At 58.6% G+C, this 15468-nt stretch carries 10 protein-coding genes, 1 tRNA gene, 2 rRNA genes and 1 riboswitch; of the genes, 3 read left to right on the forward strand and 10 right to left on the reverse strand.

The window, feature by feature from the left end; genetic code table 11:
- Positions 1 to 8: 8 nt before the first annotated feature.
- From ACXAC3_RS00115 to ACXAC3_RS00140, 6 genes are all read right to left on the reverse strand, one after another.
- Positions 9 to 932, reverse strand: coding sequence for an SMP-30/gluconolactonase/LRE family protein (locus tag ACXAC3_RS00115; RefSeq protein ID WP_475153913.1), 924 nt, complete (start codon positions 930 to 932; stop codon positions 9 to 11).
- Between the two features lie 203 nt (positions 933 to 1135).
- Positions 1136 to 2110: a FecCD family ABC transporter permease gene (locus ACXAC3_RS00120; RefSeq protein ID WP_475153917.1), complete on the reverse strand. Its 975-nt coding sequence runs from the start codon at positions 2108 to 2110 to the stop codon at positions 1136 to 1138.
- A gap of 40 nt (positions 2111 to 2150) precedes the next feature.
- A complete protein-coding gene (locus ACXAC3_RS00125; RefSeq protein WP_475153921.1) occupies positions 2151 to 3098 on the reverse strand; it encodes an ABC transporter substrate-binding protein in 948 nt (315 codons plus the stop codon).
- A 19-nt stretch (positions 3099 to 3117) separates the two neighbouring features.
- Positions 3118 to 3903 carry an ABC transporter ATP-binding protein gene (locus ACXAC3_RS00130; protein WP_475153926.1) on the reverse strand — a complete coding sequence of 262 codons (786 nt, stop codon included), beginning with the start codon at positions 3901 to 3903 and terminating at the stop codon, positions 3118 to 3120.
- Positions 3900 to 4256, reverse strand: a complete 357-nt coding sequence (locus ACXAC3_RS00135; RefSeq protein WP_475153930.1) for a DUF1636 family protein — start codon at positions 4254 to 4256, stop codon at positions 3900 to 3902. The genes ACXAC3_RS00130 and ACXAC3_RS00135 overlap by 4 nt, the downstream gene beginning before the upstream one ends.
- A gap of 102 nt (positions 4257 to 4358) precedes the next feature.
- Positions 4359 to 4566, reverse strand: a riboswitch (cobalamin riboswitch).
- A gap of 68 nt (positions 4567 to 4634) precedes the next feature.
- Positions 4635 to 5600, reverse strand: a complete 966-nt coding sequence (locus ACXAC3_RS00140) for an EamA family transporter (protein ID WP_475153936.1) — start codon at positions 5598 to 5600, stop codon at positions 4635 to 4637.
- 98 nt (positions 5601 to 5698) lie between these two features.
- Between ACXAC3_RS00140 and ACXAC3_RS00145 the strand changes: the two genes are divergently transcribed.
- Positions 5699 to 6202: an Lrp/AsnC family transcriptional regulator gene (locus ACXAC3_RS00145; protein WP_475153941.1), complete on the forward strand. Its 504-nt coding sequence runs from the start codon at positions 5699 to 5701 to the stop codon at positions 6200 to 6202.
- Positions 6203 to 6301: 99 nt separating this feature from the next.
- Here the strand turns inward: ACXAC3_RS00145 and ACXAC3_RS00150 are convergent, their stop codons facing one another.
- The gene (locus ACXAC3_RS00150) at positions 6302 to 6943 is read right to left on the reverse strand and encodes a TetR/AcrR family transcriptional regulator (RefSeq protein WP_475153946.1); all 642 of its coding nucleotides are present in this window, start codon (positions 6941 to 6943) and stop codon (positions 6302 to 6304) included.
- Positions 6944 to 7030: 87 nt separating this feature from the next.
- Here ACXAC3_RS00150 and ACXAC3_RS00155 point away from each other — a divergent pair, with 87 nt between their 5' ends.
- Complete coding sequence (locus ACXAC3_RS00155) at positions 7031 to 8191, forward strand: efflux RND transporter periplasmic adaptor subunit (protein ID WP_475153951.1); 1161 nt, start codon at positions 7031 to 7033, stop codon at positions 8189 to 8191.
- Between the two features lie 12 nt (positions 8192 to 8203).
- On the forward strand, positions 8204 to 11347 hold the full coding sequence (locus ACXAC3_RS00160) for an efflux RND transporter permease subunit (protein WP_475153954.1): 3144 nt from the start codon (positions 8204 to 8206) through the stop codon (positions 11345 to 11347).
- A 389-nt stretch (positions 11348 to 11736) separates the two neighbouring features.
- Here the strand turns inward: ACXAC3_RS00160 and ACXAC3_RS00165 are convergent.
- The 3 genes from ACXAC3_RS00165 to ACXAC3_RS00175 form a co-directional block, all read right to left on the reverse strand.
- Positions 11737 to 11813 (reverse strand) — tRNA-Met (locus ACXAC3_RS00165).
- 85 nt (positions 11814 to 11898) lie between these two features.
- Positions 11899 to 12013, reverse strand: a 5S ribosomal RNA gene (gene rrf, locus ACXAC3_RS00170).
- A 181-nt stretch (positions 12014 to 12194) separates the two neighbouring features.
- Positions 12195 to 15025 (reverse strand): 23S ribosomal RNA (locus ACXAC3_RS00175).
- Positions 15026 to 15468 lie beyond the last annotated feature (443 nt).

The raw sequence follows: 15468 nt of genomic DNA on the forward strand, positions 1-15468 counted from the left end.
GGTGCACCTCAGGCATTGAAGGCCAGTTTCAACCCCGGGCGCGGCCATCTGGTCTTGTAGATCTTGCCGGTACTCGAAGCCGTAATCCACAGATCGCGCATGTCGCTGCCGCCAAAGCACATGTTGGTTGTAAACAGGTCGGGGATTTCGACATGCTCGGTCGTGCCATCCAGGCTGAACACCGTAATCCCGCCGTTGAATATTGTGCCGACGCAGACGCGCCCGTCTTCTTCGACCTTGAGGCTGTCGAGCCATTGATAACCCGGCAGGGTTTGAACCACATTTCCGGGCATCCCCGGAATTGGACCGGGTTTGACCGCACCTGGCCCCGTGATCTCCAGCGCCCAGAGCCGCCCGAACACGGTGTCCGAGACGTAAACCGTCTTTGCATCCGGCGACAGCCCGACCCCATTGGGCATGGGGATCGTCGCCGCTTTGATCAGCGTTTTACCGTCAATCGAAGCATAATAAAGCCCGCCATAGCGGGTGGATTCCTCATCCTCGATTCCGGTGTCGGTGAACCAGAACCCGCCGGATGTGTCGAACACCAGATCATCCGGGGCGATCAGTCTTTTGCCCTGATACGAGTCAAACAGCTGCGTCACGGTCCCGGTTTTCAGATCGACGCGGTGCACCGAACCGCCTTTGTAATTTGGCCGTATCGGCGCCGGCACCGTGATCTTGTCAGGGCCAAACGGAACAAAGCTGTAAACACCGCCATTGTTACAGACATAGGCCGCGCCGTCCGGGCCTATGGCGACGCCGTTGGGTCCGCCTGGTATCTCTGCCACAACACTGACCTGCCCGTCGGGCGTCAGCCGCGCCAGAGTTTCTTCCTTGATGTCAACAAACAGCACCGATCCGTCGTTCATCGCAACCGGGCCTTCGGGGAACCCCAGCCCGCTGCACATCTCTTTCAGTTCCAATGCCATCCCGTCGCTCCCTGATCGCGTCGCGGTTCCGGCCCTTCCGACCGCCCGCTGGTTCTTGTGTCGCCAACAAATGCTACGGCACTGTGACGGGAAAACACTGGCCGTAACTGTGAGACAATACAAGCTTTTGGCACAACGCCGTCCGGCAGCAATCGCGAGGTCCCTGACGTGCCCGCCCTGTGCGCGCTGCCGCTGGGTGCCCTCTATCGCTGTGTTTTGGCCGTTCTGAACAGCAACAGAAACACGAAAACCGATCCGATGGATGTTGTGACGATCCCGACCGGCAGTTCTTGCGGCGCAAGAAGCAACCTGCTGAGGATGTCCGATCCGGTCAGCAAAGCTGCCCCCACGATCGCTGCGGTGGGCAGAAGCGGGCCGTGCAAGGGGCCGGCAATCCCCCGGGCGATATGGGGCACCATCAGTCCCACAAAGCCGATGACCCCGGCGACCGAGACAAATACGGCGGTCACCAATGCAGCGACGAAGAACATGCTAAATCGCAGGCTGCGAACGGGCACGCCCAGTGTCGCGGCGGTCAGGTCCCCGGTCAGCAACGCATCCAGCCACCGGCTGCGATACAGCGAAAAGCTGAGGATCAGGATCAGGCCGACGCAGACCAGCGGGAAGGTCTCCCACCTTGCCAGCCCCAACCCGCCAAGCATCCAGAAAATGACCGAGTGCGCAGCCCGGCTGTCACCCGCGAAGATCAGATAGTTGGTGAGGGCCGAAAACAGGAATGAGACCGCAAGCCCCGCAAGGATAAGTTTTTCCGGCGCGCTGGTGCGCAACCCGTGAACCAGCGCCAGCACAATCCCCGACGCCACAAGCCCCCCGCAAAACGCGGCCAATGGCAGGGTCCAGAAACCCAGAATATCCCCGGTCACGGTGATGACGAACACGGCACCTGCGGCTGCACCCGAAGACAAACCAAACAGGAACGGATCGGCCAGATCGTTGCGCGTCGTGGTTTGCAGAACCACACCGACAATTCCCAGCCCGGCGCCAATCACAGCGGCGAACAGGGCTCGTGGCAGGCGCAGATCAAACACGATCCGGTGCAGCGGAGACATGTCACCGTCGATCAGGCCGGTCCCCAGAAAGACTGCCGTAACCGTGTCGGAAATCGGAATCGACGTGGTTCCGTAAATGGTCGAAACCAGCAAAAGGGCGATCAACATGACCGCCCCCAGCGATAGCATCAGAGCCAATCGGCCCATATCAGTTCAGACCCGGATGCATGGCCTGCGCCATCTTCGAGATCGCCTTGATATTTGCCGGTCCGGGGGTCAGTTCCTCGTACCGCAGGCCGATCCAGCGCTCATTCTTGACCGCGTCGGTCTGGGACATCACCGGATGTTCCTGAAGAAATTTGAACGTGTCCGCGGCCCCGTTGCCGGTTTGATAGTCCAGCAGCACCAGAAATTCGGGGTTCGCCGCCGCTGCAGCCTCCCAAGACGTGCGACCCCAGCTTGTGTCCATGTCATGCGTGACGTTCTCGCCCCCGGCGGCGGTGATCATCGCGTCAGGGATAGCGAACTTGCCGGCGGTAAAGGGCGCGTCTGCCGGGCCGTCGAGCAGAAAGACGCGGGGTCTCGGCAGATCAACGGTTTGCGCCTCGATCGCGGTCAGTTCTTCTTTCCAACCCGAAACCAGCGCCTCGGCCTTGTCCTCGACATGCATGACCTTGCCCAGCCGCAGAACATCGTCGAACAACAGATCCATGCTCGCCTCTGGCCGCGTCTTGTCCAGATGCACGCAGCTTTCGGTCAGGACCATGGTCTTGATCCCGAAGGGTTCAAGCGTATCCGGGGTCACATCGCCGCCCGGCTTCATGCCGTAATACCAACCCGCGAAAAACAGATCCGGCTGGGCCGCGACCAAGGTCTCGACGGTCGGGTATTTCGGTGCCAACTCGGGTATGTCACCGCGCAAAGTGTCGAATTCCGGGCTGGTCTTGTACCAGCCGGTGATCCCGGTCAGGCCCACGATCTTGTCCTGCAGGCCAAGTGCAAAAGCCATGTCGGTCATGTTCATGTCATGCACGACCAGACGCTCGGGCTGAGTTTCGAACACCAGCGGCTCGCCGCAATTGTCGACGGTCACCTCATGGGCGGCGGCACCACCTGCCATGGCTGTGGCCAGTGCCACGGACCAGATGTGTTTCATTGCGGATATACTCCTTGGGTTAGGTTGAAACAGTTGTTTTTCGGATATCCAGCGCCGGGATCACGCGACCGTCGTGGTGAAAGCACAGATAGTCGACGCCGAACGTGTCGCGGACCCGGTCGGGTGTCAGCACTTCGCCCACCGGTCCAAAACCGGTAAGGCGCGTGGATTTCATCAACGCGACATGGGTGGCGAATTCGGGGATCATCACCAGATCGTGGACGATCATCACCACGGTGATGCCCAGTTCCGCGACCAGCGACAGCATCCGCCCCTTTGCGTCCGGATCCAGGTGGTTGGTGGGTTCGTCCAGAAACAGCAGCGAGGGGTTCTGCGCCAGCGCCCGCGCGATATGCGCGCGCTGTCGCTCACCGCCTGACAGCATCGCCATCCGTTTGTCGGACAACCTGCCCAGCCCGGTCAGGTGCAGAATCCGTTCAAGCTCGGCAGTATGCGCCTTGGCCGAGCGATCCGCGCGGATGGGAATCTGACCCAGAGCGACGTAATCCCGCAATAACAGCCGCCCATCCGGCATTTCCTGCTGACTGACGACGGCTATCATGCGGGCGCGCTCGGTGGCGGACATCTGTTTCAGGCTTCGCCCCCTGACCAGCACGTCGCCCAGTGCAAAATCCGCCGCGCCGCACAAAAGGTTCAGCAACGTGGTTTTCCCTGCCCCGTTCGGCCCGGCAATTGCCAGAATAGCCCCTTCGTCCAGTTCAAATGACGCGCCTTGCAGCAGAACATCACCATTCAGCGCGTAAAATTCGAGATCACGCGCAACAAGAAAGGCAGAGGTCGTCATGAAGGTTCCCCCAATTCAATTCGCGGTATTCGGGAAAGTGTTTTTGTGAACAGCGGGCGCGGTCTGTCGGTGGCATTGGTCCACCCATCGGCGCTGTTCCGGTACTGGTGTGCGAACTCCGCCAACGCCTCATCTTCGGGAAGGGTCCGAATGCCACCGAAGAGATACTGCGCTTTGCCCACCGCCTGAAATCCGACGGTCGTTGGCTGCGCACAGCCCGCCATGCAATCGACGGTGCGGATTGCAAAGCCCGAAGGCAGTCTGGCTGACAGGACGTCGCGCAGCGCATCGACCGTCATTGTGCCCTGACAGGTCGCACAAATCAGAAGAACATGATCAGAAGACTTTGGCATTGCCCGCTCCGCTTGGTCGCAAGCGCGGACAGAAGGTGCCGGATCTGTAAACACGCAACAGACGTGTCATCAAAGCCTCCTTCCAGGACGCCCCGCCCCGGGTTGGTTGAACATATGATGGCAGGTCTCCTGACTTGCGGGTCGATGCTTGGCCATCCTTCCCGGCCCAGAGGGCCAGTGGGTGTTTGGCGTCGCTCACCGCTTACAGTTGCGGGGGCAGTTACGGAATTGGCGCCGAAAGGCAAACCGCACCGTATTCCCTTTTCATCCCTTGGGCGCACCATCGGGAACCATCCGGGGTTTGAGTGCATGAATTCCGGGAATGCGTCAATACGGAATTGAACCGCAGGAACGCGGGCCCGGCGCCATTTGAGCGGATCAGGCCCGGCACGACGCACGGCTTGACTGCTGCGTACGCAAACCTGACTGAACCGACTTGCCGCCGCCCCCTTGTTTGGCGGGTTCAGTCACCGTCGCGGGTGCGTGAATGGCAACGCCTGCCATCACAAGAACCACCCCCAGCACATCAGCCGGATCAGGAATTTGCCGCAGGACAACGACACCGATGATCGCTGCCGACGCCGGCAGCAAGGCCAGCAACAGAGCAAAGCTGGCACGCGGCAGGCGTGCCATGGCAAGCTGATCACAGACATAGGGAATGACCGAGGAACACAACCCGACCCCTATCCCGGCCAGCACAAGCAAGGGTGCACCAAAGGCTTCAAGCGCCTGCAAAAACCCGATCGGGAACACAAAAAGGAACGCAACCGACATCGCAGCGCCGAGGCTCTCAACCCCGCCAGAGGCTCCACCTTGCGAAATCCTGTGCCCCAGGATGACATAAAGAACAAAAAGCGCGCCGTTCAGAACCGCCCAGAACAAACCAACAAGGTCCGTGTCTCGCAGGGAACCGTCCGCCGCAAACAGTGCCGGCACGTCGATCAAAAGCGCCACCCCTGCGACCACGCAACCGAACGCGATAACATTGCGCCCCGTGCGAAGCCCCCACAGCGCAATGCCGACTGTCCCGGTAAATTCGATTGCAGCCACCAGCGCGATCGGCAGCCGATCCAGCGCAAGGTAGAAGGCACAGTTCATCACTGCCAGACACAGGCCGAGCGCGACCAGCAGACACCTCTGTGATCTGGTCGCCATCCTGAATGTGCGCCACGGCTTGGTCATCGGCGCGAATATCAACGCGGCCGAAGTGATGCGAAACCACGCCACGCCAAGCACGCCGACAGCCGGGAACAGAAGCACCGCGAAGGCCGGGCCGAGGTAATGAAAAACAGCTGATACGCCGAACCAGATTTGGGGCGGAAAAGCTTCCGAAATGCGCGACATGGTGCAGGACGCTCTGGCCCGGTGCACAGGGTTTGAGGCTTGATCCGTCATTCCACCATGATGCAAGGTGATCCGGACATCGCATATGGAGATCGAGAATGTCTGTGGATAAAAATGGACCTGAAGCGAAGGCACGCGGAGGCTTTTCCCTTCGATCCGAAGAGTCCAGCCTGGACCGTATCGATGCCGCTATTCTGCGCCAACTCTGCGCGGATGCGCGCATTCCCCGGGCGGAACTGTCCCGCCGTGTCGGACTGTCCGCCCCCAGCGTTGCCGACCGGGTGCGTCGCCTGGAGGACACGGGCATCATCACGGGCTACGGCGCGCGCATCAATCCGGCACGGCTCGGCTATGGTCTGACACTCCTGATACGGGCACGGCCGCTGCCGGGTGCGATGCAGGACATGGTTCAGGCCATTCGGGACACTCCGCAGATCGTCTCGTGCGACCGCGTTTCAGGTGAGGACTGTTTTGTCGCCCGCGCCCATGTCCGCGACGTTGCAGAAATGGAAGCCGTCATCGACCGGATCGTTCCCTTTGGTGCGACCAATTCCTCAATCGTGCAATCCTCACCTGTCGAGGAGCGGTTGGTAGAGCTGTGATGCGGCCGAGAAAGGCGGTCCTTTTCAGGATAACCCTGCGATATTCGGCGGCACCCGTGCGGGTCTGGCTGGAGAATAATGGTGAGTTGTAACCGAACCTCAGCTCAGCATTCTGGCGGACACGTCTTCCAGCAGATCGTGCAAATCGAATTCTTCGCCCTTTTCCGCAAGCCCCTGGTCGCGCAGGATGAACGACAGACCGTGAACGAAACTCCATAACAGGAACCCACGGCGACGCACCTCATCGGTGATTCCCGGCTCACCCAGACATTTTGCGACCTCGGACAGCAGGATGCCAAAGCTTTGTTGGCCCCCTGCCTCCAGCCGTGGATCGGCGATCCGGTCGGTGAATCCGCCGAATTTCAGACAGAAAATCCCCGGCTCGCGCAGCGCGAATGAGACGTATTCCATACCGATCGCGGTAATGCGCTCGGGTGACCCTTCGGGAATTCCTTCCAGCGCGGCAAGCATGTTCTCGCGGTGCCTGGCCATGCCCTCCAGAACGGTAGCAACAAGCATTTCCTTCTTATCGCTGAAGTGTTTATAGGGCGCGGCGGTCGAGACACCGGCCAGCCGGCACGCATCCGAAACCGAAAAACTGTCCGGTCCCTTCGCCTCCACCAACTGCCGCGTGGCTTCGATCAGCGCGGCGCGAAGATCACCGTGATGGTAGGATTTTTTTCCTACCGATGGGTGCCGCGATCCGTCATCGGACTTATGAATTTTTTGTGTGCTCGTCATGGTTAAAGATGTGGCAGATCACGTTCCCCTTGTCAAAGTTAGCAACGCTAACATATGTTAGAGATGCTAACTTGCTGAGATTGCCAAATGCCGGATCGAGAAAAGAACCGTTCCTCGCGAACCAAGAGAAGCCTGTTTTCCAGCGTTTTTCGCGTGGGTTTGCGGTTGGGGGTGACAGCCAGTGTGTTTGCCATTGCGGCAGCGGCCGTCTATTTCGGGGCCTCGGAACTTTCGCGCAGGGCCGAAGCCGTTCCTGCGCCTGACGCAGCGGCCGTGACCCCGGTTTCCGTGACGCCGATCAGGCAGGAAGACGCCTATGTCGTCGATCGGGTGTTCATCGGTCAGGTTGAACCGCAGCGCGCGGCTGATATTTCCTTCGAACTGAATGGCACGCTCGAAGAAATTCTGGTGGACGAAGGTGACGAGGTTGCACAGGGTCAGAGGCTGGCCACACTGGATATCGTCCTGCTCGAAGTTGAACGGGACCGGCTGACCGCTTCGCGGGACGCCATTGCGGCGCAGTTGGGTTTTGCCCAAAAGACGGTCGAGCGAAACGCCGGACTTATTGAACAGGGCTTTACGAGCCAGGCGCGTCTGGACGAGGCTGTGGCACGGCAAGACGAATTGCTTTCGCGGATGGGGGAACTTGACGCCGCCTTGCGTGACGTGACTGTGCGGATCGAAAAGTCCGGGATCAAGGCCCCGTTCGCAGGCCGGATTACCGCCCGCCATGTCGATGGCGGGGAAACCTTGCGGCCCGGTGATCTGGTGCTGGGGATGGTCGAAATCGTATCTCCGCAGGTTCGGATTGGAATACCGCTGGATGTGGACCCGGCGCTTTTGTCCGATGTCGAGGTTGAAATCGCCGGCACCCGTCACCCGGCCCGTCTGGCGACGTTGCGACCCGATATCGATCCGCTGACACGGACGCGAACCGCGCTTTTTGATCTGATTGGGGGCCTTGACGTGGCCTTTGGGCAGACCGCGCGCGTCCACATCGGCGAACCGGTGGAAAGCACCGGAACTTGGGTCCCGACGACCGCGCTGAAAGAGGGCGCGCGCGGGCAATGGACGCTGCTGGTTGCTGACGCAGACAAGACGGTGCGGGTGGCAAATGTCGAAGTGCTGCACGCACGGAACGACCGTGTATTCGTCCGCGGTGAATTTCCCGACGGAACTGTCCTGATAGATCAGGGTCCGCAGCGCGTAACCGTTGGTCAGCGGGTTGCATTCGGGACGGATGGGTAACGGAGCAGGCCAATGGAAACGCTCACTTTTCGCCACCCACGGCTTGTCGCGCTAATCGTACTGGTTCTGGTATCCGCGGGGCTTTCGTCGTTCCTGTCGCTCGGGCGGCAGGAAGACCCGACAATCACCAACCTCTTTGCGACTGTGACCACCCAATATCCCGGCGCTGACCCGGAGAGGGTCGAAGCCCTTGTCACAGCCGAAATCGAAGAAGAGCTTCGCAAGATCGCCGAAGTCGACGAAATCAGTTCCGTGTCGCGATCCGGTGTCTCGGTCGTATCCGTCGAGTTGCTGGAAACGCTCGACGAAACGACCATCGAACAAGTCTGGGCCGAGGCCCGGGATGCTGTGGATGACGCGAGCCGGAAATTTCCTGCCGGCGTTCTGCCGCCCGAGTTCGACGCCGAAGGCATTTCCGCCTATTCGGCCGTTATCGCGGTAGCAGCGGAAAACCCGGATTACCCCGTGACGCTGCTGTCGCGCCATGCCGAAGCTCTGGGTGACAGGCTGCGCGCCATCCCCGCCACCCGTGCGGTGGATTACTTTGGACAGCCGGAAGAAGAAGTTCTGGTCAGCGTCGATATGGACAAGGCCGCTGCGCTGGGGCTCGGTGCTGCCGAGATATCGCAGCGGATCGCCGAGGCGGACGGAAAGATCCAGTCCGGGCGGCTGCAATCCGACGTTGACCTGACCATCAACATCAGCGGAGAAATCGAAACGCTGGACCGGATCCGGAACATCGTGTTGCGCGAAAGCCCCGAAGGCGCAGTGGTCTTGCTGGGTGACCTAGCCAGCGTGGATCGGGGCCCCCGCGACCCGCAGTCTTCGATAGCCTTCGCCAACGGCATGCCCGCCGTACTGGTCGGTGTCCTGGCGCAGGACGGCGTGCAGATCGACCGCTGGACCGGGTATCTGCGTGACGAGCTTGAAAGCGGGGCCGCGTCGGTTCCCCTTGGCGTGCAGGAGATACTGCTTTTCGATCAAAGCCAGTACACGACGGATCGCCTGACCGAGGTCGGGATCAACATGGCAATCGGTGTTGCTCTGGTCGTGGCCGTGCTGTTCGTAACGCTGGGTGTTCGCGCTGCCGCCATCGTTGCACTGGTCTTGCCGGTCGTTTCACTGGCGACGCTGGCGACGATGAACATGATCGGCCTGCCCATTCACCAGATGTCGGTGACCGGCCTGATCGTGGCACTGGGATTGCTTGTTGACGCCGCAATTGTGATGACCGACGAAATTCGCCGCCGGTTGCAGGCGGGCATGGCGCGTGTCGATGCCGTGCGGGACGCGGTGCGCCGTCTGACGGCGCCGCTCTTGGCATCCACTGTCACGACAGCACTGGCCTTTTTGCCGATGATCCTGCTGCCCGGTCCCGCCGGGGATTTTGTCGGCGCGATCGCCATCGCCGTTGTTCTGATGCTTATGTGGTCCCTGATCGTCGCGCTGACCGTGACGCCTGCGGTCGCCGGTTGGATGCTGTCAAACAAACCGGATGCAGGAATGCTGAGCCCGGGCATCACGATCCCGGCTTTGGCCCGGCTATTTGAGGCCTCCATCCGGCTTTCCGTCGCCAACCCGCTGCGGTCCATCGCACTGGCGCTGGTGTTGCCGGTCTTGGGATTTGCGGCCTTCCCGACCCTGACCGCGCAGTTCTTTCCGGGCGTGGATCGCAACCAGTTCTACATCGAAGTGGATATGCCCGGCGGAACGTCAATCGCAACCACCACCCGCACTACCCGCAGGATCGACGACATTCTGCTGGCCGACATCGGCGTTCGCAGCGTCTATTGGACCGTCGGCGAATCCGGTCCGGCCTTCTACTACAACATTGTCGGCAATCGCGCGCGCGAGCCCGGGTTCGCACAGGCCATGATCACGACGGAAACCGCTGAGGACGCCGCGCGCCTCGTTGGCACCCTGCAGGCCCGTCTCGACATCGAATTCCCCGATGCCCAGATCATTGTGCGCAACCTGGTGCAGGGGCCTCCGGTTGCGGCCCCGGTCGAGGTCAAAATTCAGGGTCAGGACATTTCCGTCCTGCGCAGTTTGGGTGGCGAAGTGCGTGCAGTCATGGCCAATCTTGATCTGGTGACCCAAGCCCGTGCCAGCGTTAACGGCGGCAACCCCCAGATCCGCTTTGAAATAGACGAAGTCAAGGCCCGCCTGCTGGGTCTGGACGTTGCGGACATTGCCAGACAGTTGGACACCGCTTTGGTCGGCGTCACCGGAGGATCGCTGATCGAAGGGACCGAGCAGTTGCCCGTGCGCGTGCGATTGGGTGACCAGGTGCGATCTGACCTGAGCGAAATCGTCAGTATGCCCATTCTTCTGCCCAATGCTGCGGCCGTGTCGGCAACCGGGGCTTTTCCCGCCCTACCCCTGTCAGAACTGGCCAAACCCGTCATCGAACCCGCGGAAAGTGTCATCACCCGGACGGATGGTGTTCGGGAGAACACCATTCAGGCCTTCATTGTCCCCGGTGTGCTGCCGGAAGAAGCGCTGCAGGACGTTCTTCTGGCGCTGGACGCGGCGGGGTTCGCGCTTCCGCAAGGTTATACGATGTCTCTGGGTGGCGACAGCGATGCTCGCTCGAACACCGTCGGTAACCTGATGGCATCGGTCGGGCTGATCGTTACGCTGTCCATCGCGACCATCGTGTTGACCTACAACTCATTCCGACTGACCGTGGTGACGTTGATTGTCTGCGTCCTGTCGGCCGGCCTGTCGATGCTGTCTCTGGCAGTCATGCAGTTCCCCTTCGGCATTCAGGCTATCATCGGGGTCATCGGCTCGATCGGGGTCTCAATAAACGCAGCGATCATCATTCTGACAGGTTTGCAACAAGACCCGCAGGCAAGTCGCGGTGATCAGGCTGCCATCGCCCGCGTGGTGACCGGTTCCAGCCGCCACATTGTTTCGACCACGGTCACGACATTCGGCGGATTCCTTCCCCTGATCCTGGACGGCGGCGCCTTCTGGCCCCCCTTCGCAGTAGCCATCGCCGGAGGCGTCTTGCTGTCGACCGTCGTGTCCTTCTATTTCACGCCCCCGGTGTTTGCCCTGATATACCGATGGCGCCAGCCCGGCGAACGGTCAGACGACGAGCTACACTCACGGACTGGAGAAGCCATTGTTCCCTTGGCGGCAGAGTGACTTTATCCGGTACTTTTATTCGTCTTATCAAGCCGAATTAACACTGCCGGGTGTTCGGGGACACCTACTACGGTTTCTCAATGCCTAGAAGGAACCTTGCGCATGAGCCGGTGAGGTTTCTGAATTGCTCTCGTCTTGCTACTACCAGCGAAGGCTATGAAGGTTCTGCTTTCTGCCATCCGGGTTGTTTCCACAATGCTTCCAGAGAGATTAGCGGGCAGCGGTGTTGCCGCTTGCTCCGACTGTTAATGCTTTGCTTTCGTTGAGAAAGCTTGGTTTCAGCGGGAGGATTTGAACCTGCGACCTTGAGGTTATGAGCCTGACGAGGTGAAGACGTCAAGCAATTGATCCAGTGGACTGTTTGTAGATCGAACGGGCTGTTGGAAGTTTGGTTGCGGGGAGAGGATTTGAACCTCTGACCTTCAGGTTATGAGCCTGACGAGCTACCGGACTGCTCCACCCCGCGACACTTTGGTGGGCCTACCGCCTATTCGGCTACTTGAGGCCGGGTATTATTTCATCGTGTTAGAGAGAATATGGGCTTTTACTAGGTTTGGCGGTGACCTACTCTCCCGGGGCTTAAGCCCAAGTACCATTGGCGCGGCAGTGCTTAACTTCCGGGTTCGGTATGGGACCGGGTGTTTCACTTGCGCTATGACCACCAAACCGAGGAAAAGCCCATGTCGACTTTCTTGCTGTGCAAGAAAGCGACAGGTGGCAGGCAGCGTCTTTGCTTGCAAAGGCGCGTTGCCACTCGGTTGTTATGTCGATCAACAGTGCCGCTTGGTGCGACACAGCCGTCCATGTTCAAGGTGTATGTTTTTGATTTGTCTTTCCATTACTGGATCAAATCAAGCCTATCGGGCGATTAGTACCGGTCAACTGAACGCATTACTGCGCTTACATCTCCGGCCTATTGACGTGGTGGTCTTCCACGGCCCTCAGGGAGACCTTGTTTTGAGGGGGGCTTCCCGCTTAGATGCCTTCAGCGGTTATCCTGTCCGATCATAGCTACCCAGCACTGCCGTTGGCACGACAACTGGTCCACCAGTGGATCGTTCACCCCGGTCCTCTCGTACTAGGGGCAACTCCTCTCAAGTCTCCTACACCCACGGCAGATAGGGACCGAACTGTCTCACGACGTTCTAAACCCAGCTCACGTACCTCTTTAAACGGCGAACAGCCGTACCCTTGGGACCTGCTCCAGCCCCAGGATGAGATGAGCCGACATCGAGGTGCCAAACACTGCCGTCGATATGGACTCTTGGGCAGTATCAGCCTGTTATCCCCGGCGTACCTTTTATCCGTTGAGCGATGGCCCTTCCACTCGGGACCACCGGATCACTATGGCCGTCTTTCGACTCTGCTCGACTTGTCAGTCTTGCAGTCAGGCTGGCTTCTGCCATTGCACTCAACGAGCGATTTCCGACCGCTCTGAGCCAACCTTCGCGCGCCTCCGTTACGCTTTAGGAGGCGACCGCCCCAGTCAAACTACCCGCCACGCAGGGTCCCGGATCCGGATAACGGACCGCGGTTAGACATCAAGAGTGCGAAGGGTGGTATCTCAAGGGAGGCTCCACGGATACTTGCGTTTCCGCTTCAAAGCCTACCACCTATCCTGCACATCACAATCCTGATGCCAGTGCGAAGCTGTAGTAAAGGTGCACGGGGTCTTTCCGTCTAACCGCGGGAAGCCTGCATCTTGACAGGCAATTCAATTTCGCTGAGTCGATGTTGGAGACAGCGGGGAAGTCGTTACGCCATTCGTGCAGGTCGGAACTTACCCGACAAGGAATTTCGCTACCTTAGGACCGTTATAGTTACGGCCGCCGTTTACCTGGGCTTCAATTCAAGGCTCTCACCTCTCCTTTTAACCTTCAGGCACCGGGCAGGCGTCAGACCCTATACGTCGTCTTGCGACTTCGCAGAGCCCTGTGTTTTTAATAAACAGTCGCCACCCCCTGGTTTGTGCCCCCAGCCCCTAGTTGCCTAGGAACCGGGCCTCCTTCTCGCGAACTTACGGAGGTATTTTGCCGAGTTCCTTCAACATCGTTCTCTCAAGCGCCTTGGTATGCTCTACCAGTCCACCTGTGTCGGTTTAGGGTACGGTCTGATGGAGGGCTATTTCCAGGAACTGCTCAGCAGCCCAACCAATCCGATAAGGCTGAACTACATCTGCAATCCGTCACATCCTCCTGGCCTAGGAATATTAACCTAGTTCCCATCGCCTACGCCTTTCGGCCTCGGCTTAGGGGCCGGCTTACCCTGCTCAGATTAGCTTTAAGCAGGAACCCTTGGACTTTCGGCGAGAGTGTCTCTCACACTCTTTGTCGCTACTCATGTCATCATTCTCACTAGTGATCTCTCCACCGGATCCCTCACAGGCCGGCTTCATCGAAAGAACTCGATCCGTCATTACATCCACTAGGGATGCAAATACGGATGAGTTCTATGTCACACTACGCTCTGCTACCATGCCTTACGGCATCCTAAGCTTCGGCTCATGGCTTGAGCCCCGTTACATCTTCGCCGCAGGACAACTTGTTTAGACCAGTGAGCTGTTACGCTATCTTTAAAGGATGGCTGCTTCTAAGCCAACCTCCTGGTTGTTTTGGTCGTCCCACCTGCTTTCCCACTTAGCCATGAATTGGGGGCCTTAGCTGTAGGTCAGGGTTGTTTCCCTCTCCACTACGGACGTTAGCATCCGCAGTGTGTCTGCCATCTAGTACTCCCGGGTATTCGGAGTTTGGTTAGGATCAGTAAGCCTGTGGGGCCCCATTACCCATCCAGTGCTCTACCCCCCGGGGTATTCGGATGACGCTCTACCTAAATAGATTTCGCAGAGAACCAGCTATCTCCGAGTTTGATTGGCCTTTCACCCCTAGGCACAGCTCATCCCGATCCTTTTCAACGGATGTGGGTTCGGTCCTCCAGTAAGTGTTACCTTACCTTCAACCTGGCCATGCCTAGATCACTCGGTTTCGGGTCTGATCCCACGAACTCATTCGCCCTATTAAGACTCGCTTTCGCTACGCCTACACCTAACGGCTTAAGCTTGCTCGTGAGACCAAGTCGATGACCCATTATACAAAAGGTACGCCGTCAGCTCGCAAGGAGCCTCCGACTGATTGTAGGCGTTCGGTTTCAGGTACTGTTTCACTCCCCTCGTCGGGGTGCTTTTCACCTTTCCCTCACGGTACTGGTTCGCTATCGGTCAGCAAGGAGTACTTAGCCTTCGAAGGTGGTCCTCCGATCTTCAGACAGAATTTCACGTGTTCCGCCCTACTTAATACGTCCGTCAAAGCTTCCTATACGGGGCTGTCACCCGCTATGGCCACGCTTCCCAACGTGTTCTAGTCACTTATCCGGCTCGGCTGGTCCCCGTTCGCTCGCCGCTACTAGGGGAGTATCAATTGATTTCCTTTCCTCCGGGTACTTAGATGTTTCAGTTCCCCGGGTTTGCTCTTAAAACCCTATGTATTCAGGTCTTAAGTACCTGTTTAAATCCGTTGTAATATTGCGGAGCAATTTACAACGAACTTTCAGGTGGGTTGCCCCATTCAGAAATCCATGGATCAAAGCTTATTCTCAGCTCCCCATGGCTTATCGCAGAGTATCACGTCTTTCATCGCCTCTTGCTGCCAAGGCATTCACCAAACGCCCTTCTCGCGCTTGATTTGATCCAGAAAAAGAAAGACATGACTTTTTGCGCTACCGCCTATTCGGCTACTGGAGCACAAGTATGTCAATCGAGACCGCCCAGCTGGTAACTAAAGGCAGCCATTCTTCTGAACCAAAAACATACATTTCCCGCCCCCGCCACTTGGACGAGGACAATTGAGCAACCCCATATGGTCTCCCAGCCGTGCAGCTGATCAACGCAGGTCGCTCGGGTTAGTATATTTGACTTGGACAACTCTGTTCGTTTCAGTCGCGATACGCATTCCAGGCCGGCTAGACCCAAACTGCGCCGCTCATCCGAAGATAAGAACGACCGAGATCAGTGCCACACTCGGCACGATCAAACAGTGTTGATTGATTTCTCTCTATACGATGTCAATGTTGGCGACTTTCGAAGAAAGTCTGCCAGGTGCGAGGCAGCGTATCTTCAAAGAAGATGC

It is taken from the genome of Ruegeria sp. ABV4_181 (genome assembly GCF_056158465.1).

What these genes read in the sequence shown, in the direction of transcription:
- ACXAC3_RS00115 (WP_475153913.1), bottom strand. Translation starts at nt 932, where the DNA reads ATGGCATTGGAACTGAAAGAGATGTGCAGCGGGCTGGGGTTCCCCGAA.
- ACXAC3_RS00120 (WP_475153917.1), bottom strand. Translation starts at nt 2,110, where the DNA reads ATGTTGATCGCCCTTTTGCTGGTTTCGACCATTTACGGAACCACGTCG.
- ACXAC3_RS00125 (WP_475153921.1), bottom strand. Translation starts at nt 3,098, where the DNA reads ATGAAACACATCTGGTCCGTGGCACTGGCCACAGCCATGGCAGGTGGT.
- ACXAC3_RS00130 (WP_475153926.1), bottom strand. Translation starts at nt 3,903, where the DNA reads ATGACGACCTCTGCCTTTCTTGTTGCGCGTGATCTCGAATTTTACGCG.
- ACXAC3_RS00135 (WP_475153930.1), bottom strand. Translation starts at nt 4,256, where the DNA reads ATGCCAAAGTCTTCTGATCATGTTCTTCTGATTTGTGCGACCTGTCAG.
- ACXAC3_RS00140 (WP_475153936.1), bottom strand. Translation starts at nt 5,600, where the DNA reads ATGTCGCGCATTTCGGAAGCTTTTCCGCCCCAAATCTGGTTCGGCGTA.
- ACXAC3_RS00145 (WP_475153941.1), top strand. Translation starts at nt 5,699, where the DNA reads ATGTCTGTGGATAAAAATGGACCTGAAGCGAAGGCACGCGGAGGCTTT.
- ACXAC3_RS00150 (WP_475153946.1), bottom strand. Translation starts at nt 6,943, where the DNA reads ATGACGAGCACACAAAAAATTCATAAGTCCGATGACGGATCGCGGCAC.
- ACXAC3_RS00155 (WP_475153951.1), top strand. Translation starts at nt 7,031, where the DNA reads ATGCCGGATCGAGAAAAGAACCGTTCCTCGCGAACCAAGAGAAGCCTG.
- ACXAC3_RS00160 (WP_475153954.1), top strand. Translation starts at nt 8,204, where the DNA reads ATGGAAACGCTCACTTTTCGCCACCCACGGCTTGTCGCGCTAATCGTA.